This is a genomic window from Agromyces aureus (assembly GCF_001660485.1).
Classification (GTDB): domain Bacteria; phylum Actinomycetota; class Actinomycetes; order Actinomycetales; family Microbacteriaceae; genus Agromyces; species Agromyces aureus.
The window spans coordinates 993,297-1,017,617 of sequence record NZ_CP013979.1; the positions used below are offsets into that span (position 1 = coordinate 993,297).

The 24,321-nt window shown below is 71.0% G+C and carries 27 protein-coding genes; 14 read left to right on the top strand and 13 right to left on the bottom strand.

Going from position 1 to position 24,321, the window contains the following annotated elements; genetic code table 11:
- Positions 1–96: 96 nt before the first annotated feature.
- On the bottom strand, positions 97–714 hold the full coding sequence (locus tag ATC03_RS04215; protein WP_067873506.1) for a TetR/AcrR family transcriptional regulator: 618 nt from the start codon (positions 712–714) through the stop codon (positions 97–99).
- Positions 715–879: 165 nt separating this feature from the next.
- On the opposite strand from ATC03_RS04215, the gene ATC03_RS04220 reads away from it, so the two are divergent.
- Complete coding sequence (locus ATC03_RS04220) at positions 880–2,250, top strand: NAD(P)/FAD-dependent oxidoreductase (RefSeq protein WP_067873508.1); 1,371 nt, start codon at positions 880–882, stop codon at positions 2,248–2,250.
- A gap of 100 nt (positions 2,251–2,350) precedes the next feature.
- Here the strand turns inward: ATC03_RS04220 and ATC03_RS04225 are convergent, their stop codons facing one another.
- The 6 genes from ATC03_RS04225 to ATC03_RS04250 are packed head-to-tail and all read right to left on the bottom strand — an operon-like array spanning position 2,351 to position 8,004.
- Positions 2,351–2,779, bottom strand: coding sequence for a RidA family protein (locus ATC03_RS04225; protein WP_067873512.1), 429 nt, complete (start codon positions 2,777–2,779; stop codon positions 2,351–2,353).
- A complete protein-coding gene (locus tag ATC03_RS04230; protein WP_067873515.1) occupies positions 2,776–3,585 on the bottom strand; it encodes an ABC transporter ATP-binding protein in 810 nt (269 codons plus the stop codon). The genes ATC03_RS04225 and ATC03_RS04230 overlap by 4 nt, the downstream gene beginning before the upstream one ends.
- A complete protein-coding gene (locus ATC03_RS04235; protein ID WP_067873518.1) occupies positions 3,578–4,411 on the bottom strand; it encodes an ABC transporter ATP-binding protein in 834 nt (277 codons plus the stop codon). Before ATC03_RS04235 ends, ATC03_RS04230 begins: the two co-directional genes overlap by 8 nt.
- Positions 4,408–5,307 (bottom strand): ABC transporter permease, encoded by a 900-nt coding sequence (locus tag ATC03_RS04240; RefSeq protein WP_067873521.1) that lies wholly within the window; start codon positions 5,305–5,307, stop codon positions 4,408–4,410. The genes ATC03_RS04235 and ATC03_RS04240 overlap by 4 nt, the downstream gene beginning before the upstream one ends.
- The gene (locus tag ATC03_RS04245; protein WP_084003683.1) at positions 5,304–6,398 is read right to left on the bottom strand and encodes an ABC transporter permease; all 1,095 of its coding nucleotides are present in this window, start codon (positions 6,396–6,398) and stop codon (positions 5,304–5,306) included. The genes ATC03_RS04240 and ATC03_RS04245 overlap by 4 nt, the downstream gene beginning before the upstream one ends.
- 7 nt (positions 6,399–6,405) lie before the next feature.
- Entirely contained in the window at positions 6,406–8,004 is a 1,599-nt protein-coding gene (locus ATC03_RS04250; protein WP_067873524.1) for an ABC transporter substrate-binding protein, read from the bottom strand.
- A gap of 346 nt (positions 8,005–8,350) precedes the next feature.
- On the opposite strand from ATC03_RS04250, the gene ATC03_RS04255 reads away from it, so the two are divergent.
- From ATC03_RS04255 to ATC03_RS04290, 8 genes are all read left to right on the top strand, one after another.
- A complete protein-coding gene (locus tag ATC03_RS04255; RefSeq protein WP_067873526.1) occupies positions 8,351–9,109 on the top strand; it encodes an IclR family transcriptional regulator in 759 nt (252 codons plus the stop codon).
- 36 nt (positions 9,110–9,145) lie between these two features.
- Positions 9,146–10,861: a hypothetical protein gene (locus tag ATC03_RS04260; protein ID WP_067873529.1), complete on the top strand. Its 1,716-nt coding sequence runs from the start codon at positions 9,146–9,148 to the stop codon at positions 10,859–10,861.
- Positions 10,858–11,550, top strand: a complete 693-nt coding sequence (locus tag ATC03_RS04265) for a hypothetical protein (protein WP_067873532.1) — start codon at positions 10,858–10,860, stop codon at positions 11,548–11,550. Before ATC03_RS04260 ends, ATC03_RS04265 begins: the two co-directional genes overlap by 4 nt.
- Complete coding sequence (locus ATC03_RS04270; RefSeq protein ID WP_162493455.1) at positions 11,547–12,524, top strand: dipeptidase; 978 nt, start codon at positions 11,547–11,549, stop codon at positions 12,522–12,524. The genes ATC03_RS04265 and ATC03_RS04270 overlap by 4 nt, the downstream gene beginning before the upstream one ends.
- Positions 12,525–12,642: 118 nt before the next feature.
- Positions 12,643–12,921 carry a BatC protein gene (locus tag ATC03_RS04275; protein WP_067881373.1) on the top strand — a complete coding sequence of 93 codons (279 nt, stop codon included), beginning with the start codon at positions 12,643–12,645 and terminating at the stop codon, positions 12,919–12,921.
- A 56-nt stretch (positions 12,922–12,977) separates the two neighbouring features.
- On the top strand, positions 12,978–14,159 hold the full coding sequence (locus ATC03_RS04280; RefSeq protein ID WP_084003684.1) for a cupin domain-containing protein: 1,182 nt from the start codon (positions 12,978–12,980) through the stop codon (positions 14,157–14,159).
- Positions 14,156–15,040: a sucrase ferredoxin gene (locus ATC03_RS04285; RefSeq protein WP_198168751.1), complete on the top strand. Its 885-nt coding sequence runs from the start codon at positions 14,156–14,158 to the stop codon at positions 15,038–15,040. Before ATC03_RS04280 ends, ATC03_RS04285 begins: the two co-directional genes overlap by 4 nt.
- 67 nt (positions 15,041–15,107) lie before the next feature.
- Complete coding sequence (locus ATC03_RS04290; protein ID WP_067873539.1) at positions 15,108–17,513, top strand: HAD-IC family P-type ATPase; 2,406 nt, start codon at positions 15,108–15,110, stop codon at positions 17,511–17,513.
- Here ATC03_RS04290 and ATC03_RS04295 read toward each other — a convergent pair.
- On the bottom strand, positions 17,446–17,925 hold the full coding sequence (locus ATC03_RS04295) for a hypothetical protein (protein WP_084003278.1): 480 nt from the start codon (positions 17,923–17,925) through the stop codon (positions 17,446–17,448). The genes ATC03_RS04290 and ATC03_RS04295 overlap by 68 nt on opposite strands.
- A 222-nt stretch (positions 17,926–18,147) precedes the next feature.
- On the opposite strand from ATC03_RS04295, the gene ATC03_RS04300 reads away from it, so the two are divergent.
- The 4 genes from ATC03_RS04300 to ATC03_RS04315 all read left to right on the top strand — a co-directional run bounded on the left by ATC03_RS04300 (position 18,148) and on the right by ATC03_RS04315 (position 20,669).
- The gene (locus ATC03_RS04300) at positions 18,148–18,729 is read left to right on the top strand and encodes a dihydrofolate reductase family protein (protein WP_084003279.1); all 582 of its coding nucleotides are present in this window, start codon (positions 18,148–18,150) and stop codon (positions 18,727–18,729) included.
- Positions 18,730–18,746: 17 nt separating this feature from the next.
- On the top strand, positions 18,747–19,346 hold the full coding sequence (locus ATC03_RS04305) for a winged helix-turn-helix domain-containing protein (protein ID WP_179947916.1): 600 nt from the start codon (positions 18,747–18,749) through the stop codon (positions 19,344–19,346).
- A 3-nt stretch (positions 19,347–19,349) separates the two neighbouring features.
- Entirely contained in the window at positions 19,350–20,096 is a 747-nt protein-coding gene (locus ATC03_RS04310; protein ID WP_067873548.1) for an SRPBCC family protein, read from the top strand.
- 72 nt (positions 20,097–20,168) lie between these two features.
- Positions 20,169–20,669, top strand: a complete 501-nt coding sequence (locus ATC03_RS04315) for a cupin domain-containing protein (RefSeq protein WP_067873550.1) — start codon at positions 20,169–20,171, stop codon at positions 20,667–20,669.
- Positions 20,670–20,730: 61 nt separating this feature from the next.
- Here the strand turns inward: ATC03_RS04315 and ATC03_RS04320 are convergent, their stop codons facing one another.
- From ATC03_RS04320 to ATC03_RS04335, 4 genes are all read right to left on the bottom strand, one after another.
- A complete protein-coding gene (locus ATC03_RS04320; RefSeq protein ID WP_152030864.1) occupies positions 20,731–20,931 on the bottom strand; it encodes a hypothetical protein in 201 nt (66 codons plus the stop codon).
- Positions 20,932–21,021: 90 nt separating this feature from the next.
- Positions 21,022–21,555, bottom strand: coding sequence for an ASCH domain-containing protein (locus ATC03_RS04325; RefSeq protein WP_067873558.1), 534 nt, complete (start codon positions 21,553–21,555; stop codon positions 21,022–21,024).
- A gap of 25 nt (positions 21,556–21,580) precedes the next feature.
- Positions 21,581–21,730 carry a hypothetical protein gene (locus ATC03_RS20910; RefSeq protein ID WP_227820231.1) on the bottom strand — a complete coding sequence of 50 codons (150 nt, stop codon included), beginning with the start codon at positions 21,728–21,730 and terminating at the stop codon, positions 21,581–21,583.
- A 216-nt stretch (positions 21,731–21,946) separates the two neighbouring features.
- Positions 21,947–22,621 carry a hypothetical protein gene (locus ATC03_RS04335; RefSeq protein WP_067873568.1) on the bottom strand — a complete coding sequence of 225 codons (675 nt, stop codon included), beginning with the start codon at positions 22,619–22,621 and terminating at the stop codon, positions 21,947–21,949.
- 95 nt (positions 22,622–22,716) lie between these two features.
- On the opposite strand from ATC03_RS04335, the gene ATC03_RS04340 reads away from it, so the two are divergent.
- Entirely contained in the window at positions 22,717–23,796 is a 1,080-nt protein-coding gene (locus ATC03_RS04340) for a winged helix DNA-binding domain-containing protein (RefSeq protein ID WP_067881383.1), read from the top strand.
- 98 nt (positions 23,797–23,894) lie between these two features.
- Here the strand turns inward: ATC03_RS04340 and ATC03_RS04345 are convergent, their stop codons facing one another.
- Positions 23,895–24,299, bottom strand: a complete 405-nt coding sequence (locus tag ATC03_RS04345) for a DUF6855 family protein (protein WP_067873570.1) — start codon at positions 24,297–24,299, stop codon at positions 23,895–23,897.
- Positions 24,300–24,321: the final 22 nt, after the last annotated feature.

The following is a 24,321-nucleotide window of genomic DNA, read 5'->3' on the forward strand; positions in this document are numbered from 1 at the left end:
CTCTGTTTCGCCCTCCTGGAGGCCCCAGTTCGGGGCTCGGGCTGCCGGCTCCGAGTCGCAATCCGCTGCCGGGCGTCGCGCGAACCGCCGCGCCGCCTACCGGGTCGACGGAACGGCGTCGGCGAACACCAGCGTGCGCAGCAGCACCTCGAGCGAGGCCTGCACGCGCGCGTCGGTCCAGACGTCGGGGTCCTCGACGGCCTTGACCTCGTAGCCGCGGCAGTAGAGGTAGAGGATGTCGGCGATGTGCGCCGCCGTCTCGCGGTCGACGGATTCGCCGCCCGCCTCGACGTGGCCGGCGCCGTCGAGGAACTTGCCGTACGTGGCATCCGTGACGCTGCGCACGACCTCGTAGGCGCGCAGGTTGGCACCGCGCACGTCGGCGATGACCTCGATCCAGAGGCTGCGCAGCACGTTCTCCTCGGGGGAGGAGGTGCACATCCAGCGGCTCAGGGCGGCCAGGCGTTCGACGCCGACGAGGTCGCCGAGGTGCTCGAGCCGTTCGAGATCCCATTGGGTGCGGGCGTGGTCGAGCGCGTTGGCCATGAGGTGCGCGCGCGACGGCACGAAGTTCGTGATGTACGCCGTCGATCGCCCGAGGCGTTCGGCCACGGCCCGCAGCGTGACGGAGCGCGTGCCGCGTTCGCGTGCGACGTCCACCGTGGCGCGGGCGATGTCGGCGAGGCGTTCGTCGGGGTCGACGTCGATCGGCACGGGGCTCCTCCCGGAGAGCGGCGGCTTCGGGTCCGTCGAGCGACGATCCCGTGTTGACAGCCTGCCATGCCGGCGCTACGTTTCAAAACGTTGTTGTACAACGCGCAGATATCTTTCGCTTCGCCAGCCGGATCCCGCGGCGACCCCACCCCGAGAGGACCACGCATGACCGTCAACGGCGGCGTCTCGTTCTGGCTGCAGCAGGTCGGCATGCCGACCCCGCGACCGGCCCTGCCCGGCGACCTCGACGTCGACGTCGCGATCGTCGGTGCCGGGTACACCGGACTCTGGGCGGCCTACTACCTCAAGCGCGACCAGCCCGGCATCCGCGTTGCCGTGCTCGAACGCCGGTTCGCAGGCTTTGGCGCCTCTGGTCGCAACGGCGGCTGGCTGACCAACTCGGTCACGGGCGGCCGCGAGCAGTACGTGAAGCGGCACGGCCGCGACGCGGCGATCGCCCAGCAGGTCGCACTCAACGAGACCGTCGACGAGGTGATCAGGGTGGCGGGCGCCGAGGGCATCGACGCCGACATCCGCAAGGGCGGCGAACTGAACGTCGCGACCACTCCGGCGCAGCTCGCGCGGCTGCGGGGCTACGCCGCCTCGGAGCAGACGTGGCCCGCGACGGACCTCGAACTGCTCGATGCCCGACAGGCCGCCGATCGCGTGAACGTCGCCGGCGTGCTCGGCGCGACGTGGCACCCGCACTGCGCCCGCATCCACCCGGCCAAGCTCGTGCTCGGTCTCGCGGACGCCGTCGAACGACTCGGCGTGGCGATCTACGAGAACACGACCGTCACCGAAATCCGCCAGGGCGAAGCCCGCACCGAGCACGGCACCGTGCGCGCCGCCCACGTGCTGCGCGCGACCGAGGGGTTCACGCCCGATCTGCACGGCGAGCACCGGACGTGGCTGCCCATGAACTCGTCGCTCATCGTGACCGAGCCGCTCGCGGCATCCGTCTGGAACGAGATCGGCTGGAACGAGCGCGACACGCTCGGCGACATGGCGCATGTCTACATGTACGCGCAGCGCACCGCCGACGACCGCATCGCGTTCGGTGGTCGCGGCGTGCCCTACCGCTACGGCTCGCGCGTCGACCAGGACGGGCGCACCCAGGAGCGCACGATCGCGAGCCTCGGCGCGCTGCTCGCACGCTTCTTCCCCGGTGCAGCGGATGCCGCGATCGACCACGCCTGGTCGGGGGTGCTCGGCGTGCCGCGCGACTGGGCGGCCACCGTCGGCCTCGATGCGGCGACCGGCCTCGGCTGGGCCGGTGGATACGTCGGCACGGGCGTCACGGCGACGAACCTCGCCGGACGCACGTTGCGCGACCTCGTGCTCGGGCGCGACACCGAGCTCACCCGGCTGCCCTGGGTCGGCCACCGCGCCCGCACGTGGGAGGTCGAGCCGCTGCGCTGGCTCGCCGTGCAGGGCATCTACGGCGCCTACCATGCGGCCGATCGTGCCGAGCAGGGCGGCCGCTCGACCACGTCGCCGATCGCGCACCTCGCCGACCTCGTCGCCGGGCGCTGAGCCGCGCCATCCGAGCCCTCGCAGAGCCGGGGCAGCGTCGCGCCCGGTCAGCGGCCCGACGGGTCAGTGGCCCGCCGCGGTCACCGCCCCGACGCCGCGGTCACCGCCCCGACGGAGCGGTGACCGCGGCGATCGCGGTGAGTTCGACGAGCATGCCGGGGCGGGCGAGCGCGGCGACCCCGACCGCGCACCGGACCGGCACGCGGTCGGAGGGGAACCACTCGCGGTAGACCGCGTTGAATCCGGCCCGGTCTCGTGAGATGTCGGTCAGGTGGATCGTGAGGTGCGCGATCGACGCGAGGTCGGACCCCGCCGACCGGAGCACGGCGTCGAGATTCGCGATCGCCTGCTCGGCCTGCGATTCGATCGTCGAACCGGCGAGTTCGTCGTGCTCGTCGGTCGGGATGACCGTCGAGTACACCGTGCCCGCCACGACGACGGCATCGGCCGAGAGCGCGTCGGCCTCGGCCTCGGCAGGGATCCGCCGGAGGACGGCCTCGGGTCGGCCGCTCCGGTCGGGGCCGGTCATGCCGCCCTGCTCACGAGCGAGGGAACGGCGCCCAGGAGCTCCCGGGTGTACGGCTGGCGCGCGTGCGTCCACAGCTGTTCGGCGGTGCCCTTCTCGACGAACTCGCCCGCTCGCATCACGGCCATCGTGTCCGCGATCGAGGCGACGACGGCGAGGTCGTGCGAGATGATCGCCATGCCGATGCCCATGGTGTCGACGAGGTTGCGCAGCAGTGCGCCGACCCGCTTCTGCGACGACGCGTCGAGCGAGGCGATCGGCTCGTCGGCGATGATCATCTTCGTGTCGACGGCGAGCACCTTCGCGATCGCGACGCGCTGCCGCTGGCCGCCCGACAGCGCATGCGGGTAGCGGCGGCGCAGGGCGGGGTCGAGGCCGACCCGGTCGAGCGCGTCGGCGACGAGCGCATCGACCTCGGCCTTCGAGGGCACCGCCTGGCGCATGGCCTTCCGGCTGCCCCGGATCACCTCGCCGATCTGCTCGTCGACCCGTCGCCGCGGGTTGAGCGACGCATTCGGATCCTGGAACACCATCTGCAGCGGGATCATCGAGGCGGCACGACGGCGGATCGGCAGGGGCCGCACACGCTCGCCGAGGAACTCGATGCTGCCACCCGAGGTCGCCTGGAGGCCGACCATGGCGCGCGCCAGCGAGGACTTGCCGCAGCCGGACTCGCCGACGATGCCGACGATCTCGCCGGGGTGCACGTCGAGGCTCACCCCGCGAACGGCGAGCTTCGCCGAGCGCCCGCGGCCCTTGTAGGTCACCTCTGCGTCGCGAACGCGCAGCAGGGGGGTGGATTCAGTCATCGTCGAGGGTCCCTTCGGCGGGGGAGCCGACGGGCTCCAGGTCGACCATCTTCCAGGGGATGCTCGGCACGGCGTCGAGCAGTTCGTGCGTGTACGGGTGCTGCGGGTTGGCGAACAGCTCGGCGGCGCTCGCCTGTTCGACGATCTCGCCCCGACGGAACACGCTGACGCGGTCGGCGAACGAGGAGAGCATGGCGAGGTCGTGCGTGATGAACATGATGCCCATGCCGGTCGTGCGTCTCAGCTCGTCGAGCAGTCGCAGGATGCCGACGCGGATGTTCGCATCGAGCGCGGTCGTCACCTCATCGGCCACGAGGACGGCCGGCTCGCACGCGAGGGCGATCGCGATCGCGACGCGCTGCTTCATGCCGCCCGAGAGCTGATGCGGGAACCGGCGGAGGATGTCCTCGCCGTCGGGCAGGTGCACCTGTTCGAGGAGCTCGAGCGCCCGGGCCCTGGCCGCCTTCGGGCGCATGCCGAGGTGGCTTCGCAGGTGATCGGTGAGCTGCTCCCCGAGCTTCAGCATCGGATGCAGCGAAGACGACGGGTCCTGCAGCACCATGGCGATCTCGCGCCCACGGGTCCGCTGCCACTGCCGCTGGGACTGCGTCGCGAGTTCGCGACCGTTCAGTCGGATCGACCCGCCGACCGTGAGCGGTTCGGGCACGAGTCCGAGCAGCGCCATGCCGGTCATGGTCTTTCCCGACCCGGACTCGCCGACGATGCCGACCACTTCGGCGCGGTCGACGTCGAAGGTGACCTCGTCGACGAGTCGGAGGCCGTCGGGACGCGTGACCGTGAGGCCGGTGACTTCGAGGATGCTCACAGTTGTTCTCCCGTCATCTCCTGCAGTCGCGGCTCGAGCTGGTCGCGCAGCGCGTCGCCGATGAGGTTGAAGGCGAGCACGACCGACACGATCGCGAGCCCGGGTGCGACCGCGAGCCACCATTCGTCGAAGTACTGCACGGCACCCGAGATCATCGATCCCCACTCGGGCGTCGGCGGAACCGAGCCGAGCCCGAGGAACGACAGGCCGGCGAGGAAGAGGATCGCCGCCCCGATGTCGAGCATCGCGAGGACCAGGACCGAGCCGAGCACGGCGGGCAGCATGTCGACGACGATCGAACGGAACGTGCCGACACCCGAGAGACGGTTCGACAGCACGAACTCGGACTCGCGCATGGCCAGCACGATCGAGCGGACGGCTCGCGCGTAGGCGGGCCACCAGCTGATGGCGGCCGCGATCACGGCGTTCTGCACGCTCGGTCCGAGGGCCGCGGCGATCGCCATGGCGAGGATGATGCTCGGGAACGCGAACACGAGGTCGGCGATGCGCATGAGCACCTCGTCGACCCATCCGCCGAAGAATCCGGCGATGAGGCCGATCGTCGTGCCGATCGCGGCGGCGGCGAGCACGATCGCGATGCCGTTCGGGATCGACACGGTCGCACCGGAGAGCGTGCGGCTGAGGTTGTCGCGGCCCAGGGCGTCGGTGCCGAGGAGGAAGTCGGGCGACGGCGGATTCAGCGCCGGCCCGACCGTCGCCAGCGGGTCGTACGGACGCAGGAACGGCAGCGCGATGACCACCAGCCACATGAGGAGCACGGCGAAGGCGAAGATCGTGCCGGGCCGGCGCATCCAGGCGGGCACGCGTCGGGAACGGCGCCTGAGTTCGGAGGTGGTCGCCTGCCGCACGGCGGCGACGACATCGGTCTTGGTCATTGGAGTCGGATCCTCGGATCGAATGCCGACGCGAGCAGGTCGGCGAGGAAATTGACGAGGAGGAAGATCACCGCGACGACGACCGAGATACCGGTGATCGCCGAGAGGTCGAGGTTCGTGGAGGCTCGATAGGCGTACTGGCCCATGCCGCCCCACGAGAAGATCTGCTCCACGTAGACGGTCGCGGCCAGCAGGAAGCCGAACGAGAGGGCCGCGACGGTGATGATCGGGCTCGAGGCCATGCGCACGCCGTAGCGCATGAGCACCCGGTGCGTGGGCAGCCCCTTGACCTTCGCCGCCTTCACGGCGTCGGTGCCGAGACCGTCGAGCACGGAGCTCCGCGTGAAGCGCAGGATCATGCCGAGCGTCGAGATCGCGAGGATCGAGGCGGGGAGCACGAGGTGGGCGACGGCCGACTGGAAGACGTCGAACTGCCCGGCGAGCAGGGAGTCGACCGTGTAGAACCCGGTGACCCGGGGCGGCGGCATCATCGTGGCGTCGAGTCGTCCGCTGCCGGGCAGCCAGCCGAGCTGGCGGAAGAAGAAGGTGGAGCCGACGAGCGCGAGCCAGTACGTCGGCAGACTCACGCCGACGAGCGAGACGATGCGGGCGAGGTGATCCGGCCAGCGGTTTCGCATCGCGGCGGCGATGATGCCGAAGACCACACCGGCCACGAGCGACATGAGCGTCGCGTAGACGACGAGTTCGAGGGTCGCGGGCGCGTAGTTCGCGAGGTCGGCCGAGACCGGATTGCCGGTCTGCTGCGAGAGGCCGAGGTCACCGTGCAGGAGCCCGCCGAGATAGCGCAGGTACTGCTCCCAGATGGGCAGGTCGAGACCGAACTTCGCTCGGAACGCGGCGACCACCTCGGGGTTCGCGAGCGCCTGCTGGCTGAGGTTGACCGTTTCGGCTCGCACCGGCACCAGCACGCTGATGCCGAACGAGACGATCGTGATCCCGAACAGGGTGATGACGGATGCCACGAGTCGGCGCAGTACGAACCGCGCGTAGCCCGAGCCGCCATTGCCGGCCGGGGGCCCGGTCGGGGTGTCCGCGGACACCCCGACCGAGTCGACGGAGGGAGCTGACATCATTCGCCTAGTTCGCCGCGATCTGCGACAGGTTGAGGTTCGCCATGGGATCGAGTTTCGCACCGACGGCGCTCGACGAGACGAGGGTGAAGGTGGGCTCGAGCAGGTACGCGTAGGGAGCCTGGTCGACGATCGCCTCGTTCCACGCCAGGTAGGCGGGTTCGCGGCCGTCGCCGAGCGCGGTGCGGGCGGTGTCGCCGAGGGCGACCACGTCGGGGGCGTCGTCGGCGGTCCACTGCACGCGTTCGCCGATGAGGGCGCCGGGGCCGAACACGAGCAGGTTGTCGGGGTCGCCGTAGTCCGGCGGCCACGACCAGAGGGCGAGCTGGGTCTCGCCGTCGATGTAGCGCTGCAGCGAGGTCGAGGTCGGCGTGGGGTTCAGCTCCACCGTGAGGCCGATGGCGCCCAGCTGCGTCTGAATGGCCTGCGCGATGATGTTGTAGTCGATGCCGGCGAGCCTGGTGTAGTCGTTCGCGTAGTCGAACGTGATCTTCGAGCCCGTGGCACCGGCGTCCTCGATCATCTGCTTCGCGGTCTCGACGTCGGTCTCGATCGCCTCGTCGGCGGGGATCGACCCGATCAGGTTCGACGGGATGATGCCGGCGGCTCGCAGCGTGCCCGGACCGGCGAGCTGCACGAGCGCGTCGTAGTCGAGGCCGAGCCGGATGGCGTCCCGAACTGCGGGATCCGCCGTCGGCGACGAGGGGTCCATGGTCATCGCGAGGTACAGCACCTCGGGGGAGGGGTACGCGTTCACCTCGAGCGCATCGGTGGAGATGCCCTCGGCGACGCGCCCCGGGATGTCGAGCGCGATCTGGCTCTCACCCGACTCGACGCTCGACTTCTGCTGCTGCGGGTTCTTCACGTTGCGGATCACGATGCGCTCGTAGGCGGGGTCGCCGCCCCACCACTCCGGGTTGCTCACGAGGGTGATCTGCGAGTTGGTGTCGTACGACTCGAGTTGGTACGGACCGCTGCCCACGCCGTTCTCGGCCGACGTGAACAGCGCCGCGGCGCCGTCGGTCTCGGCTGCGTCGTCTCCGTCGCTGCCGCCCGCCGCGCGGACCGCATCGGCTTCGACGATGGAGGTCGCCGTCGAGGTGAGCAGGCTCGGGATGTACGAGGCCGGGTTCTCGGATGCCACGACCACCGTGTGCTCGTCGGGCGCCGTGACGGTCAGGCCGTCCATGAGGTACGACGGGCTCGACTTGAGGTTGCGCAGGCGCTTGAGCGAGAAGACGACGTCGTCGCCGGTCACCGGCTCGCCATTGGCGAACGTCGCGGATTCGTCGAGCGTGAACGTGACCGATCGCCCGTCGTCGCTCACGGCGTACGCCGAGGCGAGCAGCGGCTGTGGGGTGGGGTCGTCGCCCTGGTAGGACACGAGCGTCTGGTAGATGCCGGTCGCGACGATCGCGTCGGTCACCTGGAAGATCGTCGCGGGGTCGATCGATTGCGCGGTGAACGACTGGTCGATGACGAGCACGTCGGGGTTCGACGAGGCCGCGGGAGCGGTGTCGCCGGAAGAGCAGGCCGTGACGAGCAGGAGTCCGGAGGCCGCGACTGCGATTGCAGCCGCCGTCCTCCGGGAGTGTTTGGTGTTCATTCCGGTCCCTTCGGGAGGATGGCGTGGGCCGAGGGCCTCGCCGATGCTGGGCGACGTCGTCGTCGCTGCGTTCGTGGTTCGAGGCGCCGGATCTCGACGCTTCGGAGAGGGCTGTCACCGTATAGATGACGTATGTCACTTTTCGAGCAGGGTGCTGGCGATATTACACACGCGCATGCCGAATGGGAACAGCGTGAAACCGACTTGCAACATTCCGCATGAAATAGCCGAGAGACCCGGCTGTCTTGTCTGGGACGACGTCGTCATTGACACTCGCCGCGAGTGTGGATACATTGCTCGCGTCACCTATGACGAATACTTGTCACGAAATGAATGACGGAGCAAGATGACCAACAGCACCGAGGTGAAAGCCGGCACCGCGCCGCTCTCATCGAACCTGAAGATGTTGCAGCTGCTCGACGCGCTCGCCGACAGTTCCGGTCCCGTCGGGGTGTCGCAGCTCGCCAGACAGGTCGGCGCGTCACGCTCGATCGTCCACCGGCAGCTCGTGACGCTCGTGGCCGCCGGCTGGCTCGAGAACCTCGACAACGGCACGTACGCGCTCACCCTCCGTGCGATCCGCATCGGGCAGGCCGCGCTCAGGCACGCGGGGCTCAACGCCCGCATCGCCGAGCGCATCGCCGCTGCGGCCGAGGCTCTCGGCGAGGTCGTCTCGCTCGCGGCCGTCGACGGCGACGAGATCATGGTGATCGAGCGCGGTGTGCCCACCCGCGGTGTCCGCGTCACCGTGAGCCACGGTCACCGGTTCCCGATCATCGACAGTGCGCTCGGCCTCGTGCTGACCGCGTACGCGACGCCCGACGACTATCGGCGTCTCGTCGGCACGGGCATCGAGCTCGCGGAACCGGCCGAGCTCGAATCGGTGCGATCGCACGGCTACGCGACGGTGCTCGACGACGAGTTCGACCCGATCGAGGTCGTCGCCGTCCCCGTCGGACGAGCGATCGGCGGCGTGCGCTACGCCCTCTCGGCCCACTGGCCCCAGGGTCGCACGAAGGTGCGCGACGCCCTGTCCGTGCTCGAACCCGCCGCTCGCGACCTCGACGACCTCATCTCGGCCACCAACGGCCTCACCTCAGCCTGACCCACCTCTGCCTGATCCCAAGGAGCCAACACCCACATGACCACCATGACCGAGGTCTCGGTCGAGCAACGCCTCACCGACCCCGAACTGCTCATGCGGCCCGAACGCCTGCAGGCGCTCGCGCCCAGCCGCGTCTCGGCCGCCCGCGCGGTGCTCGAACGCGTCGTCCGCGAGAACTGGCGCATCGAACGCGTCGCCTTCGACATCGACGAGAAGTCCAGCGGCGAGGCGCTCTACCGTGTCCACGCGCGCGACCGCGTCTTCGACTTCGTCGTCTACGGTTTCGAGCCCGACCTGTCGAGCCGCACCGGCCGCATCACTGAGAAGAACTGGGACATGATGGCCGCCCTCATCGAGGGCGAGACCACCCCCGAGAGCCGTGCCGTCACGCGCGAAGAGCTGCCGAAGCTCTACGTCGGGCGCGCCGTGCCCGGCACCCTGACCTGGGCGAGGTCGAACCGGAGCTTCCGCGCCTTCGACCATGTCGTCGACGCGCTCGCCGACGGCCGGCAGCCCGACACCCGATTCCTCTGGGAGATCGGGTACCTCATGCGCAACACCGGCCTCGACGGCAACGGCACCTTCAATACGCGGTCCTTCCTCGCGCTCGATGACGAGCACCCCCTCCGCGATCCGCTGCACGCCCAGCTCTTCACCGCGTACCTCATGCGCGAGTACGCCGCAGACCTCGCCAACACGCTCGCCGCCCACCGCAGCGATGCCGCCGTCGAGCTCTCGCCCGAGCTGCGCCGCATGATCGGCATCGGCAACGGATCCGCACTGGGCCTGCTGTTCTTCGTGAACACGCACCCGATGCTGGTCGGGCAGTGGATGCGGGCCCGTCAGCACCTCATCGTCGAGGCGGCGAAGCTGCCCCTCGCACCCGGGACCGACGGCGCGGCCCGCATCGAGGAGCTCCTCGACCAGGCTTCCGCCTACTACACGGCCGACCCCTATCTCTATCAGCACTTCCGGGAGCCTCACGAGGTGGGCGCCGACCTCGCCATCGCCGGCGAGGTGTTCCGCGACCTGCTCGCCGAGGGACCGACGACCGGTGAGCGACTGCTCGCCGAACTCGTCGGCCGCATCGACGACGAGGCGTGGGAGGTCGTCGCGGCGAACCTGCTCGAGCTGTTGCCCGCCGAGACCGTCGAGCTGGCGCTCGCCGGCGGCATCCGGAGCGAACTGATGCGGTCCCAGCCCACGATGCGCGTCGACGAGCTTCGCAGCCTCATCGAACGCGAGTACGCCTGGGCCCTCGCGATCGACATGGATGCCGCAGGCGCGCGCGAGTACGTCTGGTACAAGTCCGCCGACGCCGAGGAACCGCGCCGCGGTCCGGCGGGCGAGGTCGCCGGCGGCCGCAACTGGGCGCTCGACCTGCCGGGCGACCTCCAGTCGCTCGTCGCCACGCTCGACGCCTTCGCCGCGGACGAACGGGTCGGAAGCGTGCTCGCCGCCAGACCCGACCTGCGCGGCGTGATCGAACGCGTGCAGTCCCTCGCCGGGCTCGCGTACCACTCGCCGCACATGAACATGCTCGACCGCGAGTTCGTGCCCGTCTCGATCGTGCGGTTCATGAACGCCGCGATCCACGGGCTGCACCGCACGGTCGACACCGAGGACCTCCGCAACGTGCTCGGCCTCATCTACATCGGAGCTCCGACCGCGGCCGACATCGCCGACGGCACGGCCCGGATCGACCCCTACCCGGCCATCCCGGCCGGACCGGCGCAGGAGGCGCAGCGATGACCGACCAGATCAACTACTCGGTGCGGGAGTTCCGCCACATCGTGAACCGCCTGCTGCATGCACTCGGGGCGCAGCGGCACCTCGTGAACCCGGCGCGCGACGTGCTGCTGTTCGCCGAGGCATCCGGGTTCCGTGCGTTCGACGAACTCGAGCGCACCCGCGAACGCGTCGCCATGTACGACGGCCTCGTCGCCGAGACGCCGGACGGCTGGTCCGCGGGCGGACAGGCCGGATACTACGTCGCGCCGACGGTCATCGACCTGCTCGAGGTCGCGGCCATCGACGGGCCGGCCGAGATGACGCTCGTCGAGGTCGACGGGGCCGACGTGTTCACCGCGCTTCGCGGCTACGCCGCCGTGCGCGGCCTCGCCCTCGAGGTCGAGACGCGCCCCGACGACGATCGCCGGGTCGTGCTGCGGGCCGTTGCGATCCCGACGCCGGCCCCGGGGCATCCGATCGACGCCGAAGGTCCTGAGATGCGCCGAGCCCTGCTCGAGGGGTTCGACGCCGACCGGGACCAGTTCTGGCGGCTCTTCCACGCCTCCGACCAGGCGCTCACGCCCGACACCGAGCTCTCGCGCCGGCATGCCGGGACGCAGCTCTACGACGGCGACGGCAACCTGCTCGGCGAGGTCGACGAGGAGTCCTACGAGTACATCCGATCGTTCGCCACGGAGTCCGCGCGATGAGCGGACCGATGCTGATCGACGGTCTGCAGTGCGGCCGCTACGATCGCGAGTCCCTCGCAGACCTGCGCGACGCGGGCGTCGGCGCCGTGACGATCACCGCCTCGTTCTGGGAGAGCTCGCTCGAGACGATGGACGCGCTCGCGACCTGGAACGACCTCGTGCGGGAGAACGACGACGTCGCCCTGCTCGTGCGGACGGCCGAGGACATCGATGCCGCCCACGCCTCGAACCGGGTCGGCATCGTGTTGGGCACGCAGAACGCGTCGCTCTTCGACGACCGCCTCGGCTTCGTCGAGCACTTCTGGAACATGGGCGTGCGCGTCGTGCAGCTCACGTACAACACGCAGAACGCGATCGGCGGCTCCTGCTACGAGCCCGTCGACAGCGGCCTGTCCCGGTTCGGCCGGGAGATCGTGACCGAGATGAACCGACTGGGCATGGTCGTCGACCTCTCGCACGTCGGCGACATCACGGGCGTCGACGCGATCGAACACTCGACCCGGCCGGTCGCGATCAACCACGCGAACGCCGCATCGCTCTACGCCCACCCCCGCAACAAGGGGGACCGCGTGCTCGACGCGCTCGTCGCGCACGGCGGGGTGCTCGGCGTGTGCACGTACAACAACATCGCGGGCGACTACGCGCGCGATGTGCGCGGGGCGGCCGAGCTCGTCGTGCGGCACGTCGAGAAGCTCGGGGTCGAGCACGTGGCCTTCGGCTCGGACATGTCGCCCGGCGCGCCCGAAGACGACGTGCAGTGGATGCGCAAGGGTCGGTGGACCCGGTCCGATCAGCAGGGCGCCGTGCTCGCCGACGCGCCGCCGCCGCCCGAGGAGTGGATGGACTCGCCCGCCAAGATCGGCGAACTCGCCTCGTACCTCGTCGAATCGGGCCTGCTCGGCGCCGTCGAGACCGACGCCGTGTTCTCGGGCAACTGGTTGCGGATCTACCGCGAGGGGTTCGTCGCCCGGTGACGCGCGGCTGAATCCCGGGCGATCTCCTGTCAACCCATCGCCCTCGGCGCGCCCGCTCGTTACGCTGGCCGAAGACGTGCTGCGGCGCCGGGTCGCGGCGATCGAGAAGGGGGACGGCATGTCCATCGGAGACGACGACATCACGCGCGAAGACCTGTCCGAGGCGAATCCGACCGACCGGGGCGGCGAGGGCTCCGGCGACGGCGGTGCCAACCCGCACGGTCACGACGGCGGGGCCGACGGCGCCGCCGACGCGGGCGAGGGCACGGCCGACGGCGGGGCGAACCCCGACGGCCACGACGGTGGAGCCGACGGCTCGGCAGATGCCGGTGAGGGTACGGCCGACGGCGGGGCGAATGCCGAAGGGCACGACGGCGGCGCCGACGGATCGGCGTAGTGGCGGCAGTGCAGCGCGGGCCGGAGTTCCGGCCCGCGCTGTCGCGGTGCGTGGGCATGCCCACCGACCGGTTCGCCGACGAGGTCTGGTCTCGGTCGGCCCTGCTCTCGCGGGCCGATGAGCTGCCGTCGGCCTTCGACGACCTCTTCAGCGCCGGCGCCGTCGACGAACTGATCACACGGCGCGGCGTGCGCTCGCCGTTCATCCGCATGGCTCGCGACGGCAGCGTGCTGGCCGTCTCGGCGTACACGGCCCCGGGCGGCTTCGGTGCCGAGGTCGGCGACCAGGTGTCGAGCGAGCGCGTGTTCGAGCGCTTCGCCGACGGCGCGACGATCGTGCTGCAGGGCCTGCACCGCCTCTGGCCGCCCCTGATCGACTTCACGCGCGAGCTCGTCGACGAGCTGGGGCATCCGGCGCAGGTGAACGCGTACGTGACGCCGCCCTCGGCGCAGGGCTTCGACCCGCACTACGACACCCACGACGTGTTCGTGCTGCAGATCGCGGGCGAGAAGCACTGGCGGATCCACGCGCCCGTGCACGTCGACCCGCTCGCCTCGCAGCCATGGGGCGATCACCGTGAGGCGGTCGCGGAGGCCGCGCTCGCCGAGCCGATCATCGACGCGGTGCTGCGGCCGGGCGACGCGCTCTACCTGCCGCGCGGCTGGATCCACTCGGCGACCGCGGGCGGCGAGGCCACCTCGGTGCACCTCACGATCGGCATGTCCGCGTACACGCACGCCGACGTGGTGAGCGCGCTCGTCGCCCGTGTCGGCGACAGCGAGCGCCTGCGCGCCGCCCTGCCGCTCGGCGTCGACTTCGACGATCCAGCGCAGTTCGCGGGCATCCTCCGCGAGACGGCGGCGGCGCTCGACGAGCTCGTCGGGCGAGCGGATGCCGCGGACACGGCGGCCGTGCTCGCGCGCCGTTTCGACCGCGACACCAGGCCCGAGCCCGTCGCACCGCTCGCCACGCTCGCCGCACTCGCCGACCTCGACGGGTCGTCGACGATCCGGTGGCGGGGCTCGCTGCGCGCCCGCATCGAGGCCGCCGACGGTCGGGTGCGCATCGTGACGCGCACGAAGACCCTGTCGTTGCCGGTCGAGGCCGAGGCTGCGATCCGTCGCCTCGCCGAGGGCAGGGGCGTCGTGATCGGCAAGCTGCCGGGGCTCGACCAGGCCAGCGCCGTGGTGGTCGCACGCAGGCTCGTGCGCGAGGGGATCGCGGTGACGCCGGCGTGACGATCGCCGACGCGCCATGGGCGCCGTGCAGCGACCGAGCCCGCGAACGGGGCGACCCGCTCGCGGGAACGGCGCCGCGCGGCATCCGCTGGCTGCTGCTCGAGGTGGCGACGAGCTGGGGGCCGAACGCCCTGCTCGACGCCCCCTTCGACCGCGAGGTCGGCCGCCTGCTCGTGCGGCGCGTGGAGGCCGCGGGCATGCGGATCCTCGCGATCCGCCGCCCGGGCCGGCGTTCGCCGCCGACCGTGCAGCGCTGGGCGATCGTCGACTCGCGCCCCGGAAGCGAGTCCATCGTCTGGGGCGAGGTGGCGGATGCCCCGGCCCTCCTCGAACTGCCGCTCGACGGCTCGACCGGCACGCCGTCGAGCGAGCCGGTCTACGCGGTCTGCGCGCACGGCCGCCACGACCGCTGCTGCGCGGTGCGGGGGCGTCGGGTCGCCGCCGCGCTCGCCGCGGCCCGGCCCGAGCAGACGTGGGAGTGCTCGCACGTGGGCGGCGACCGGTTCGCCGGCACCATGGTGGTGTTCCCGCACGGCCTCTACTACGGCTATGCCGACGACGGCGACCCCGTGCGCATCGCCGACGCGTTCGACCGGGGGCTCGTCGTGCCCGACCGGCTGCGCGGCCGGAGTTCGCTCGATCATCCGGTGCAGGCCGCACAGCACTACGCCAGGCAGGCGTTCGGCGATGACCGCATCGACGCCTACCCGCCGCTGGAAGAGACGGCGACCGACGAAGGCTGGCGTGTTCGACTCGGCCGCGACGACGCGGCATCCGTCACCGTCGAGGTCGTCGCCGAGTCCTCACCTCCGTTGCTCTCGACGTGCGCCGCGGCCCGGCTCGTGCAGGTTCGGCAGTACGCCCTCCGCAGCATCGGCTGACCGGCTGTTCCGGCACCGCGCCCCGGCAGCCGTATCGCCGGCGGCGTCGGCTCGATAGTCTCGCGGCATGAGCGCGACCGATGTCGAGACGCCCACCGGCCTGTCGAGTGCCGAGGTGGCGCAGCGCGTCGCCGACGGGCGCACGAACGCGTTCACGCAGCAGTCGAGCCGCAGCGTCGCGAGCATCATCCGGGCGAACGTGCTCACGCTGTTCAACGGCATCATCGCGGCGTGCTTCCTCGTGCTGCTGCTGCTCGGACGCTGGCAGGACGCCCTGTTCGGCATCAGCGCCATCGCGAACACGGTCATCGGGTCGGTGCAGGAGTTCCGGGCGAAGGCCGCGCTCGACAAGCTCGCGCTCATGCACGCGCCGCGAGCGCGCGTGCGCCGCGACGACGAGATCTCCGAGGTCGCGGTCGCCGACGTCGTGCTCGACGACCTGCTCGTGCTGCGCGCGGGCGACCAGGTTCCGGCGGACGCCCGCGTCGCGGCATCCGCTCACCTGCAGCTCGACGAGTCGATGCTCACGGGCGAGTCCGACGCGGTCGACAAGGTGCCGGGCGACGAGGTGCTCTCGGGGTCGGTGGTGATCGCCGGCGAGGGCGAGGCGATCGTCGTGCGCGTCGGGGCCGACTCGTTCGCGAACAAGCTCGCCTCCGAGGCCAAGAAGTTCTCGCTCGTCGCGAGCGAGTTGCGCTCCTCGATCGACAAGGTGCTGCGGGTCGTCAGCTGGATCGTCGGGCCGATCGCGCTGCTCGTCTTCAACGCGCAGATCATGGTCTTCGGCGGCTGGGAGAAGGCCTTCGAGTCGGGCGACTGGCGGCAGGCCGCCGTGAACACCATCGCGGCGCTCGTCGCGATGATCCCGCTCGGGCTCGTGCTCATGACGAGCATCGCGTTCGCCGTCGGTGCCGTGAAACTCGCCCGTCAGCAGGTGCTCGTGCAGGAGCTCGCCGCGGTCGAAGGGCTCGCGCGGGTCGACCTCATCTGCCTCGACAAGACCGGCACGCTGACCGAGGGCAGCATCGTCTTCGACGCCGAGCACCCGTTCGCTCCGGATGCCGCGCCCGCCGGGTGGCGGTCGGCGCTCGCGTGGTACGGCAGCGAGCCCGACGCGAACGCCACGGCGCGCTGCCTCGCCGAGCCCTACGATGCCGCGCCGTCGACGGCGCCGGTCGCGCGCATCCCCTTCTCCTCGGCCCGCAAGTGGAGCGCGGTCGCGTTCGCGGAGGGTGCGGATGTCGCGGGCAGCTGGGTGCTCGGCGGGCCCGAGATGGTCTTCCCCGACGATCGGCTCGCCGGCGATGCGCGCTCGCTCGCGGCATCCGGACTCCGCACGCTCGTGCTCGCGCACAGCACGGCGCCGCTCGATGAGGAGGCCGAGCTGCTGCCCGCCGACCTCGAGCCGGTCGCGTTGCTCACGTTCCGCGAGCGCATCCGCTCCGACGCCGCCGAGACGCTCGCCTACTTCGCCGAGCAGGGCGTGGCCGTGCGCATCATCTCGGGCGACAACCCCGACACGGTCGCGGCGATCGCCCGCACGGTCGGCCTCGACGCGACCACGGGCTTCGACGCCAGGCAGCTGCCCGACGACCCGGCCGAACTCGCCGAGGTGCTCGCGCAGCACCTCGTGTTCGGGCGCGTGACGCCGCAGCAGAAGAAGGCCGTCGTCATCGCGCTGAAGCAGGCCGGGCACACGGTCGCGATGACGGGCGACGGCGTGAACGACGCGCTCGCCATCAAGGAGGCCGACATCGGCATCGCCATGGAATCGGGGGCGGCCGCGACCAAGGCGGTCGCGCGCATCGTGCTGCTCGACGGCCGGTTCTCGCACCTGCCGAGGGTCGTCGCCGAGGGGCGGCAGGTGATCGCGAACATCGAGCGCGTCTCGATGCTGTTCCTGACGAAGACGGTCTACGCCACGGGGCTCGCCGTGCTCTTCGGCGTGTTCGTGCTGCAGTTCCCGTTCCTGCCGCGCCAGTTGTCGGTGATCGACGGGCTCACGATCGGCATCCCGGCGTTCTTCCTCGCGCTCATGCCGAACGCGCGCCGCTACGTGCCCGGGTTCCTCCGGCGGTCGCTGAGCTTCGCGATCCCGACGGGCGTCGTCGTCGCGGTCTCGCTCTTCGTCTACAGCTGGCTGGCGACGCAGGCCGGCATCGGCCAGGACGAGCTGCGCACGGGCTCCACCCTGCTGCTCACCATCATCGGGCTGTGGGTGCTCACCGTACTGTCGCGGCCGATCGACGGATGGAAGATCCTCATCATCGGGGCGATGATGCTCGGACTCATCGTCGTCTACTCGGTGCCGATCGTCACGGAGTTCCTCGTCTTCGTCGACCCGTCGATCACGACGGCGGCGCTCGTGCTCGTGGTGGCGGTCGCGGCCATCGCCGCGATCGAGGTCATCCGGTTCTTCCACCTGAGGTATGTGCGAAGAACCGCGCAGTTCGACCCGTCCAGAGAACCGTGATCGCCGCGGCGACGAGCACGAGGTCGACGATCACGAACCACAGGTCGGGCGACGCGATCAGAATCACGACGTCGAGCGCGATCGTGACGCCGAGCAGCGCGGTCACGAGCACGCGCGCATCGCGCCGCGCACGCGTGAGCCCCGAGGCGATGGTGATCACGAACAGCCCGAGCAGCACGACGCACGCGCCCGTGACGGTCACCACGAGGCGCTCCGCCGCGTTCGTGTCGGGCAGGTAGCGGCCGAACATCACGGCGATGCCGGCCAGGATCTGCGCGACGCCCGTGACGTAGCCGAGCACGACGGCGACGATGAGCTCGGGCGGCGGCCGTCGCGGTGCGCGCAGCGCTTCGGCGCTCGGGGTGGCGCTCGGGGTGCCGCTCGTCGAGAGCCGCTCTTGCGGGTCGCTCATACGGGCGACCCTAGTCGAGCGGGGGCGGCGAATGGCAGACCCGGCACCGCCAGGCGGGCGGTCGCTCGGGAGCGCGCTCGAGGTGGAATGGCGGCCGGCCACCGACATCCGTAAGACATGAGGAATTGTCTTGACAAATAGATTTGTCAAGAGGAGACTGAACCTGCGAGCACGAACCGGCTTCACCAGGCGCACACGGCTCGCCCGACACGGAGGTCGATCATGCGAAACGTCACACTCGGAATGAACGTGTCCCTCGACGGATACGTCGCCACCATCGACGGGGGCCTCGACTGGGTCTTCCCGAACTTCAGCCCCGAACTCATGGCCTCGACGCAGCAGGTGCTCGGCGGGCTCGACACGGTGCTCATGGGCCGCAAGAACTACGAGGGCCAGGCCGAGAGCTGGGCGAACGCCGAGGGGCCGATCGCCGAGGTCATGAACGGCGTGCACAAGGTCGTCTTCTCGAACACGCTCACGCAGGCGACCTGGAGCAACTCCACGCTCGCGACCGCGGCGCCCGAAGACGAGATCCCGCGGCTGAAGGCGCTGCCCGGCGGCCCGATCGGCGCCTCGGGCGGTGCGGCGTTCGCGCAGTACCTGTCGTCGCACGGGCTCATCGACGAGTACCGGCTCACGGTGCACCCGGTCGTGCTCGGCAGCGGGTTGCCGCTGTTCACCACGCGCATCGCGTTCGACCTCGTCGACTCGGTCGACTTCCCGAACGGGGTCACGGTGCGCACGCTGCTCCCGAAGGCGTCGACCTCCGGTGCCGGTGCCGGCGACGGGGCCGCTGCCGCATGAGCGTCGAAGCGCCGGCGATCCTCGACGTGATCGCCATCGAAGACGCGGATGCCGCCATCGCCTCACTCGATCCGATCCGGTCGCGCCTGCTCGCGGAACTCGTCGAACCCAACTCGGCGAGCACGCTCGGCGTGATCCTCGGGCTGCCGAGGCAGAAGGTGAACTACCACCTGCGCACGCTCGAGGACCGCGGGCTCATCGAACTCGTCGAGGAGCGCAAGAAGGGAAACATGCTCGAACGCGTCATGCGGGCGACCGCGGCGTCGTACGTCATCACGCCCGCCGCGCTCGCCGCGGTGCGGCCCGATCCGTCGAGGTCGCCCGATCGGCTCTCGGCGCGGTGGCTGCTCACGCTCGCGGCGCGCCTCGTGCAGGACGTCGGCGAGCTCATCACCGGGGCCACGCGCGCGTCGAAGCCGTTGGCCACGTTCGCCCTCGACGGCGAGATCCGGTTCGCATCGGCATCCGACCGCGCAGCCTTCGCCGAGGAGCTGAGCAGTGCGACGATGGCACTCGTGAGCCGTTACCACGACGAGTCCGCGCCGCGCGGGCGCGACTACCGACTCGTGGTCGCGCTGCATCCGAGCACCGATCCGCACCGCACGACGGAAGGCTGACGCATGTCGCACCGCTTCGAGGACGCGTCGGAGTACGAGTTCGACCTCGCCCCCGACGTCGTCTGGCAGGCGATCGCCACCGGCCCGGGCCTCAGTTCGTGGTTCATGGGTGCGACCGAGGTCGATCGCGAGCAGGGCGTCGTGCGCACGCGCATGGGCGAGTACTCGCAGGACTCCGCGATCGTCGCCGACGACGAGGGCCGCCGATTCTCGTTCCGCGGCGCCGAGAGCCCTGACGGGCGCTTCTTCGCGATGGAGTTCCTCGTCGAGGCGCGCAGCAGCGCGAGCACCGTGCTGCGCATCGTGTCGAGCGGGTTCCTACCAGGCGACGACTGGGAGGAGGAGTACGATGCCATGCTCGCGGGCGGGCGCCTCTACCAGCACACCCTCGTCGAGTATCTCGAGCACTTCACGGGCCGCCCGGGCGTCGCCGTCACGGTCTCGGCGCCCACGGGCGACAACGACCGGCGCTGGGCGGCGATGCTGGCGGACCTCGGCGTCGACGTCTCGGCCGACGGCGCGACGGTGCTCGGCACGACCGTGACGCTGACGCCGACCGGCCTCGCACCGCTCACCGGCGTCGTCGACGCCGTCACGCCCGACACGCTCGGCCTCCGCACGGCCGACGGGCTCTACCGGTTCTTCCGCGGGCACTGGGCGGCGGGGGTCGGGCACCATCTTTTCGCCGAAGCGGATGCCGCGGCCGCCGCAGACCGTTGGCAGGCGTGGCTCGACGCCACGGCGCCCTGAGCACGTGATGACATGGCCCGAGTCGCTCCGCAAGGGGTGGCCGCGGCATCCGTCGGCGAATACGGTCGGGGTATGAGCAGCGATGACGCGCACGAGAGCACCCCGGTCGACAACGGACCCCAGCCGAACATCTTCGACCTCGAGTCGGCGACGAAGCAGAACGAGAACTACCGAAGGGTCGCCTGGAGCGGCAAGTACCTGCAGGTGACGCTGATGTCGATTCCGGTGGGGGAGTCGATCGGTCTCGAGGCCCACCCCGAGACGGATCAGTTCCTGCGGCTCGACGCGGGTCGAGGGCGCGTCAAGATGGGCCCATCCGAGCACGATCTCCCGATCCAGGAGGAGGTCACCGACGGCTGGAGCGTCCAGGTGCCGGCTGGCACGTGGCACGACGTCGAGAACATCGGCGACGAGCCCATGCGCCTCTACGTCGTCTACGCGCCCGTGCACCACGCGGCGGGCATCGTGCAGGCCACCAAGGCCGACGCCGACCGCGACGAGGAGGACGGCACCGACGAGCCGCCCGAGTGGGCCGTCGAGCCCGAGGAGGGCCAGCCCGACGAGCACGCCTGATCCGACGGCTTGCGCCCTGGCTCTCGCGCCCGGGCTCTCGGGCCCGGGCGCTCAGGGACGGCTACGGACGGTCGAGCATCGTGAGTTCGAAGACCGGATGCCGGTCGGCCTCCGCAGCGAAGGCCGCGGGCGGGTCGTCGGCCGCCGCCGTGAAGTACGGCAGCACGAGCGGGGCGACGGCGACGTAGCGCTTCAGCACCGGTCCGACCTCGTCGGGCGATGCCTCGCGCGTGGTGAATCGCCGGCCCTGCCTCTCGGTCATCGCGTTCTCCGGTCCGCCGTCATGCCCCTTCACCTCCTCGGAAGTCTCGTCGGCGATTCACGGGAGTTCAAGGGGTTGCGAGCGGATGCGTCAGCCGGCGAGTTCCGCGGGCCACACGACGGTGAAGCGCTCGAGCACGATCTCGAGGTCGGGTGTCCAATCGGACCCGAGGCGCTTGGTCGCTCGTCGCCAGTACCGGATGTGCGCGTCGCGCCACCACGCGAGTGATCGATCACCCTCGCCCTCGTCGTACGCGAAGGCCTCGTCGACCTGATCGACCGTCGCGATGCGGAGCTCCGTGCTGCGGAGGATGGCGCGGGGCCGCCCGAACGAGTCGCAGGCGATCCAGTGGCTGCCGACGCGCGGGAGCGGTTGCCCCTCGGCCTCGAACTCGACGACGAGGGCCGCCGTCGCCCGCTTGGTCCCCTCGAGCACGAGTCCGATGAGCTCATCGGTGAGGTCGGGATGATCGCCGAACTGCTCGACCGAAGGCGGCTCGGTATCGGTCGCGTGCCCGGGCAGAGCCGTTCGGTACGCCTCCCACAGTTCGGCCGCGGCGGCACGATCGACCGGGGCGTTGTCGGCGAGGCCGGCGGCGGACGTGTCGGTGGGGGGAGTCTCCATGCGAGCCAGTCTTGCAGGCGCGGATTCAGCCCGGTGCGCTCGCACGGATCCGCCCGCGAAGGAACGGCAGCGCGGGTGCCCGGTAGGCGAGCGCCGGGGCGTGCTGCGGCTCGAGCGCGACGTCCGCCTGTCCGAAGCGCCAGACGCGGTTGAAGAGATAGGCGCCGACGGTCACGTTCTCTTCGGCGGCGACCTGCCAGGTGCCGACGCCCCACTGCGCGGGCTGCCCGCGCTCGCCGATGACCAGGGTCGGCCTGATGCCCCAGTAGAGCGCGTACCGCGGCCGGTGCAGGGTCAGTTCGATGCGGTGGGTCGGCCTCGCGTCGGGCCCGTCACCGATCGGCCGGTGCGGGTGCGCGCCCGCCGTGCCGCGTCGACTGCTCGTGCATCGTCACTCCCGTTCGTCGTGCGCCCCGGCCAAGGCTAGCCGCCGCGGGGAGGATCGGGAGAGCCTGCGGAATGGGATGGCCGAGGCGACGATGAGCGTGCACATGAGGGCGAGGTCGAAGACCGCGAGCCACGCGCCGCGCGGCGTCGTGAGCGCGAGGGCGCTGCCGCGCAGCAACGGGCCGGTCAACAGCGCCCCGGCGAGCGAGATGCCGAACGCGAGCACCCCGCAGGCGATCCGAGTCCAGAGCGGGCGCCCGCCGCCGAGCGCGTAGCCGCCGCCGATCGCGGTGAGCGCCACGAGCACCGCTCCGCCGCCGAGCCCCTCGCGGAGGAAATCGGCCAGGGCGCCGGGGCGCAGCATCGGGGCGATCGCGAACGCCAGCGGGGCTGCGGCGCACCATCGCAGCATCCGTCGTTCGCGAACGGATGCCGCGGGGCCGACGCCCGAGGCCCAGCCGAACGCCGCCCCGACGAGCAGCCCGGGCAGCAGCACGCCCTCGAACGTGCCCCATGAGAACGACGACGCTGGTCCGCTGAGCTCGGCCATCCACGCGCGCAGGGCGCCGGCCCAGGCGAGGCCTGCCGCCGCTCCGACGGCGATGTGCGTCCAGCGGGCTCGGCGCGTCATCCATCTCGTGTCCGTGTCGCCCGGCTCGGCGACGGTGCGCTCGCTCATGGCTCCTCCTCGGTGGAACGCTGACGACGCTACGCCGAGACCGCCTCCGCGGCATCCGGGTGTTCACCGACGGCGGGGCCGAATACGCTGCGAACATGACCACCGATCGCGAACTCGCTCGTTGGCGACTGCGCTCGCAGCGGCTCGCCGCCCCCTCGGGCACGGCCGAGGAGGTCGTGCGCGCCCTCGGCGCCGTGCAGGCCGAGAACGCGTCGCAGTCGGCATGGGCGGTCGCGACCCGCACGGCCTCGCCCGCCCAGGACGACCTCGCCGGCGCGCTCGCCGACGGTCGGGTGCTGCGCCTGCACGTGCTGCGCTCGACCTGGCACTACGTGCACGCCGACGACGCGCTCTGGCTGCAGGAACTCACGAGGCCGCGGGTGATGCCGATCTTCGAGCAGCAGTTGCAGCCGATCGCCGACCGGGTCGAGGCGCTCGGCGAGGTCGTCGAGGCGATGCTCGCCGAATCGCCCGATCGGACACGGCCGGAGGTCGCCGCCGCGCTCGCCGAACGAGGTGAGGAGCTCACGGGCCAACAGCTGATGCTGCTGCTCGGGCGGCTCGAAGTGCTCGGCCTGGTGTGCAGCGGCGCGCCGCGCGACGGCGAGCACACGTACGCGCTCCTCGCCGATCGCGTGCCCGACGCGCGCCGTCTCGACCGCGATGAGGCGCTCGCCGAACTCGCCCTGCGGTACTTCGCGTCGCACGGCCCGGCGACCGCGCGCGACCTCGCGTACTGGGCCACGCTCACCGTGACCGACGTGCGCAGAGGCATCGCGGCCGTGGTCGACCGGCTCGACTCCTTCGAGCACGACGGACGCACCTACTGGCATGCGAGCGGCGACCTGCCGACATCCGCGGCGCCGACGGATGACGAGCCAGCCGGACACCTGCTGCAGGTCCTCGACGAGATGTATCGCGGATACCAGGACTCGCGCTGGGTGCTCGATGCCGCTGGCGTCGTGCCTCGAGCTCGCGAGGCCGCGATCGGCATGGCGCTCGTCGATGCCCAGCTGGTCGCCGCCATGAAGCGAACGCTCACCGCGTCCTCCGTGAAGTTCGCGGTGCAGCCGTACCGTGGGCTCGCCCCGCGCGAGGTCGACGCCGTCGAGCAGGCCGCCGTCCGGTACGGCGCGTTCCTCGGCCTCGAGGCGAGGGTCGAGTTCGACGGCTGACCCCTGACGGTCGGCGCCGGCGCACCCCGCGCAAGCGCCGACGCCTCCGCGTGCGCCGGACCGTGACATCCGCCGCGCACCGGCGCATCGGCTGACGCTCAGATCGCGCGTATGCGGTTGTTGCGCTTCTCGTGGGTGAGCTCGGCGAGCCCGAGCGCCTCGAGCAGCGGCGGCAGGTACATGCCGAACCTGCCGCGGTAGCCCTTGCGAAGCCCGTACCAGCCGCCCACCGGATTCGCCTCGTCGCGACCCCACGCCTCGACCGTGCCGGGTTGGGCCGCCTTCTGCTCGTCGGCGGCCCCGAGGTCGACCCAGTCGGCCTGCTCGCGCAGCCAGGCGGCGAGGTCGTCGACTGCGCTCAGACGGTACTTCAGGGTCGTCGATCCGACCTGGCACACGAGCGCCGGGGGATCGGCGGCCTCGTCGCGGTGCATCGTGTAGGCGCTCGTGCCCGGGGCCGTGGTGAGCTGCCACGGGTCGTCTGCGGATCCGGTTCCGGTCATGGCGTCCTCCGATCGCGTGGTG

What these genes read in the sequence shown, in the direction of transcription:
- ATC03_RS04340 (WP_067881383.1), top strand. Translation starts at nt 22,717, where the DNA reads ATGACCACCGATCGCGAACTCGCTCGTTGGCGACTGCGCTCGCAGCGG.
- ATC03_RS04335 (WP_067873568.1), bottom strand. Translation starts at nt 22,621, where the DNA reads ATGAGCGAGCGCACCGTCGCCGAGCCGGGCGACACGGACACGAGATGG.
- ATC03_RS04290 (WP_067873539.1), top strand. Translation starts at nt 15,108, where the DNA reads ATGAGCGCGACCGATGTCGAGACGCCCACCGGCCTGTCGAGTGCCGAG.
- ATC03_RS04275 (WP_067881373.1), top strand. Translation starts at nt 12,643, where the DNA reads ATGTCCATCGGAGACGACGACATCACGCGCGAAGACCTGTCCGAGGCG.
- ATC03_RS04240 (WP_067873521.1), bottom strand. Translation starts at nt 5,307, where the DNA reads ATGACCAAGACCGATGTCGTCGCCGCCGTGCGGCAGGCGACCACCTCC.
- ATC03_RS04250 (WP_067873524.1), bottom strand. Translation starts at nt 8,004, where the DNA reads ATGAACACCAAACACTCCCGGAGGACGGCGGCTGCAATCGCAGTCGCG.
- ATC03_RS04310 (WP_067873548.1), top strand. Translation starts at nt 19,350, where the DNA reads ATGTCGCACCGCTTCGAGGACGCGTCGGAGTACGAGTTCGACCTCGCC.
- ATC03_RS04280 (WP_084003684.1), top strand. Translation starts at nt 12,978, where the DNA reads ATGCCCACCGACCGGTTCGCCGACGAGGTCTGGTCTCGGTCGGCCCTG.
- ATC03_RS04325 (WP_067873558.1), bottom strand. Translation starts at nt 21,555, where the DNA reads ATGGAGACTCCCCCCACCGACACGTCCGCCGCCGGCCTCGCCGACAAC.
- ATC03_RS04265 (WP_067873532.1), top strand. Translation starts at nt 10,858, where the DNA reads ATGACCGACCAGATCAACTACTCGGTGCGGGAGTTCCGCCACATCGTG.
- ATC03_RS04345 (WP_067873570.1), bottom strand. Translation starts at nt 24,299, where the DNA reads ATGACCGGAACCGGATCCGCAGACGACCCGTGGCAGCTCACCACGGCC.
- ATC03_RS04315 (WP_067873550.1), top strand. Translation starts at nt 20,169, where the DNA reads ATGAGCAGCGATGACGCGCACGAGAGCACCCCGGTCGACAACGGACCC.
- ATC03_RS04270 (WP_162493455.1), top strand. Translation starts at nt 11,547, where the DNA reads ATGAGCGGACCGATGCTGATCGACGGTCTGCAGTGCGGCCGCTACGAT.
- ATC03_RS04320 (WP_152030864.1), bottom strand. Translation starts at nt 20,931, where the DNA reads ATGACCGAGAGGCAGGGCCGGCGATTCACCACGCGCGAGGCATCGCCC.
- ATC03_RS04245 (WP_084003683.1), bottom strand. Translation starts at nt 6,398, where the DNA reads ATGTCAGCTCCCTCCGTCGACTCGGTCGGGGTGTCCGCGGACACCCCG.
- ATC03_RS04260 (WP_067873529.1), top strand. Translation starts at nt 9,146, where the DNA reads ATGACCACCATGACCGAGGTCTCGGTCGAGCAACGCCTCACCGACCCC.
- ATC03_RS04255 (WP_067873526.1), top strand. Translation starts at nt 8,351, where the DNA reads ATGACCAACAGCACCGAGGTGAAAGCCGGCACCGCGCCGCTCTCATCG.
- ATC03_RS04300 (WP_084003279.1), top strand. Translation starts at nt 18,148, where the DNA reads ATGCGAAACGTCACACTCGGAATGAACGTGTCCCTCGACGGATACGTC.
- ATC03_RS04295 (WP_084003278.1), bottom strand. Translation starts at nt 17,925, where the DNA reads ATGAGCGACCCGCAAGAGCGGCTCTCGACGAGCGGCACCCCGAGCGCC.
- ATC03_RS04230 (WP_067873515.1), bottom strand. Translation starts at nt 3,585, where the DNA reads ATGACTGAATCCACCCCCCTGCTGCGCGTTCGCGACGCAGAGGTGACC.
- ATC03_RS04220 (WP_067873508.1), top strand. Translation starts at nt 880, where the DNA reads ATGACCGTCAACGGCGGCGTCTCGTTCTGGCTGCAGCAGGTCGGCATG.
- ATC03_RS04225 (WP_067873512.1), bottom strand. Translation starts at nt 2,779, where the DNA reads ATGACCGGCCCCGACCGGAGCGGCCGACCCGAGGCCGTCCTCCGGCGG.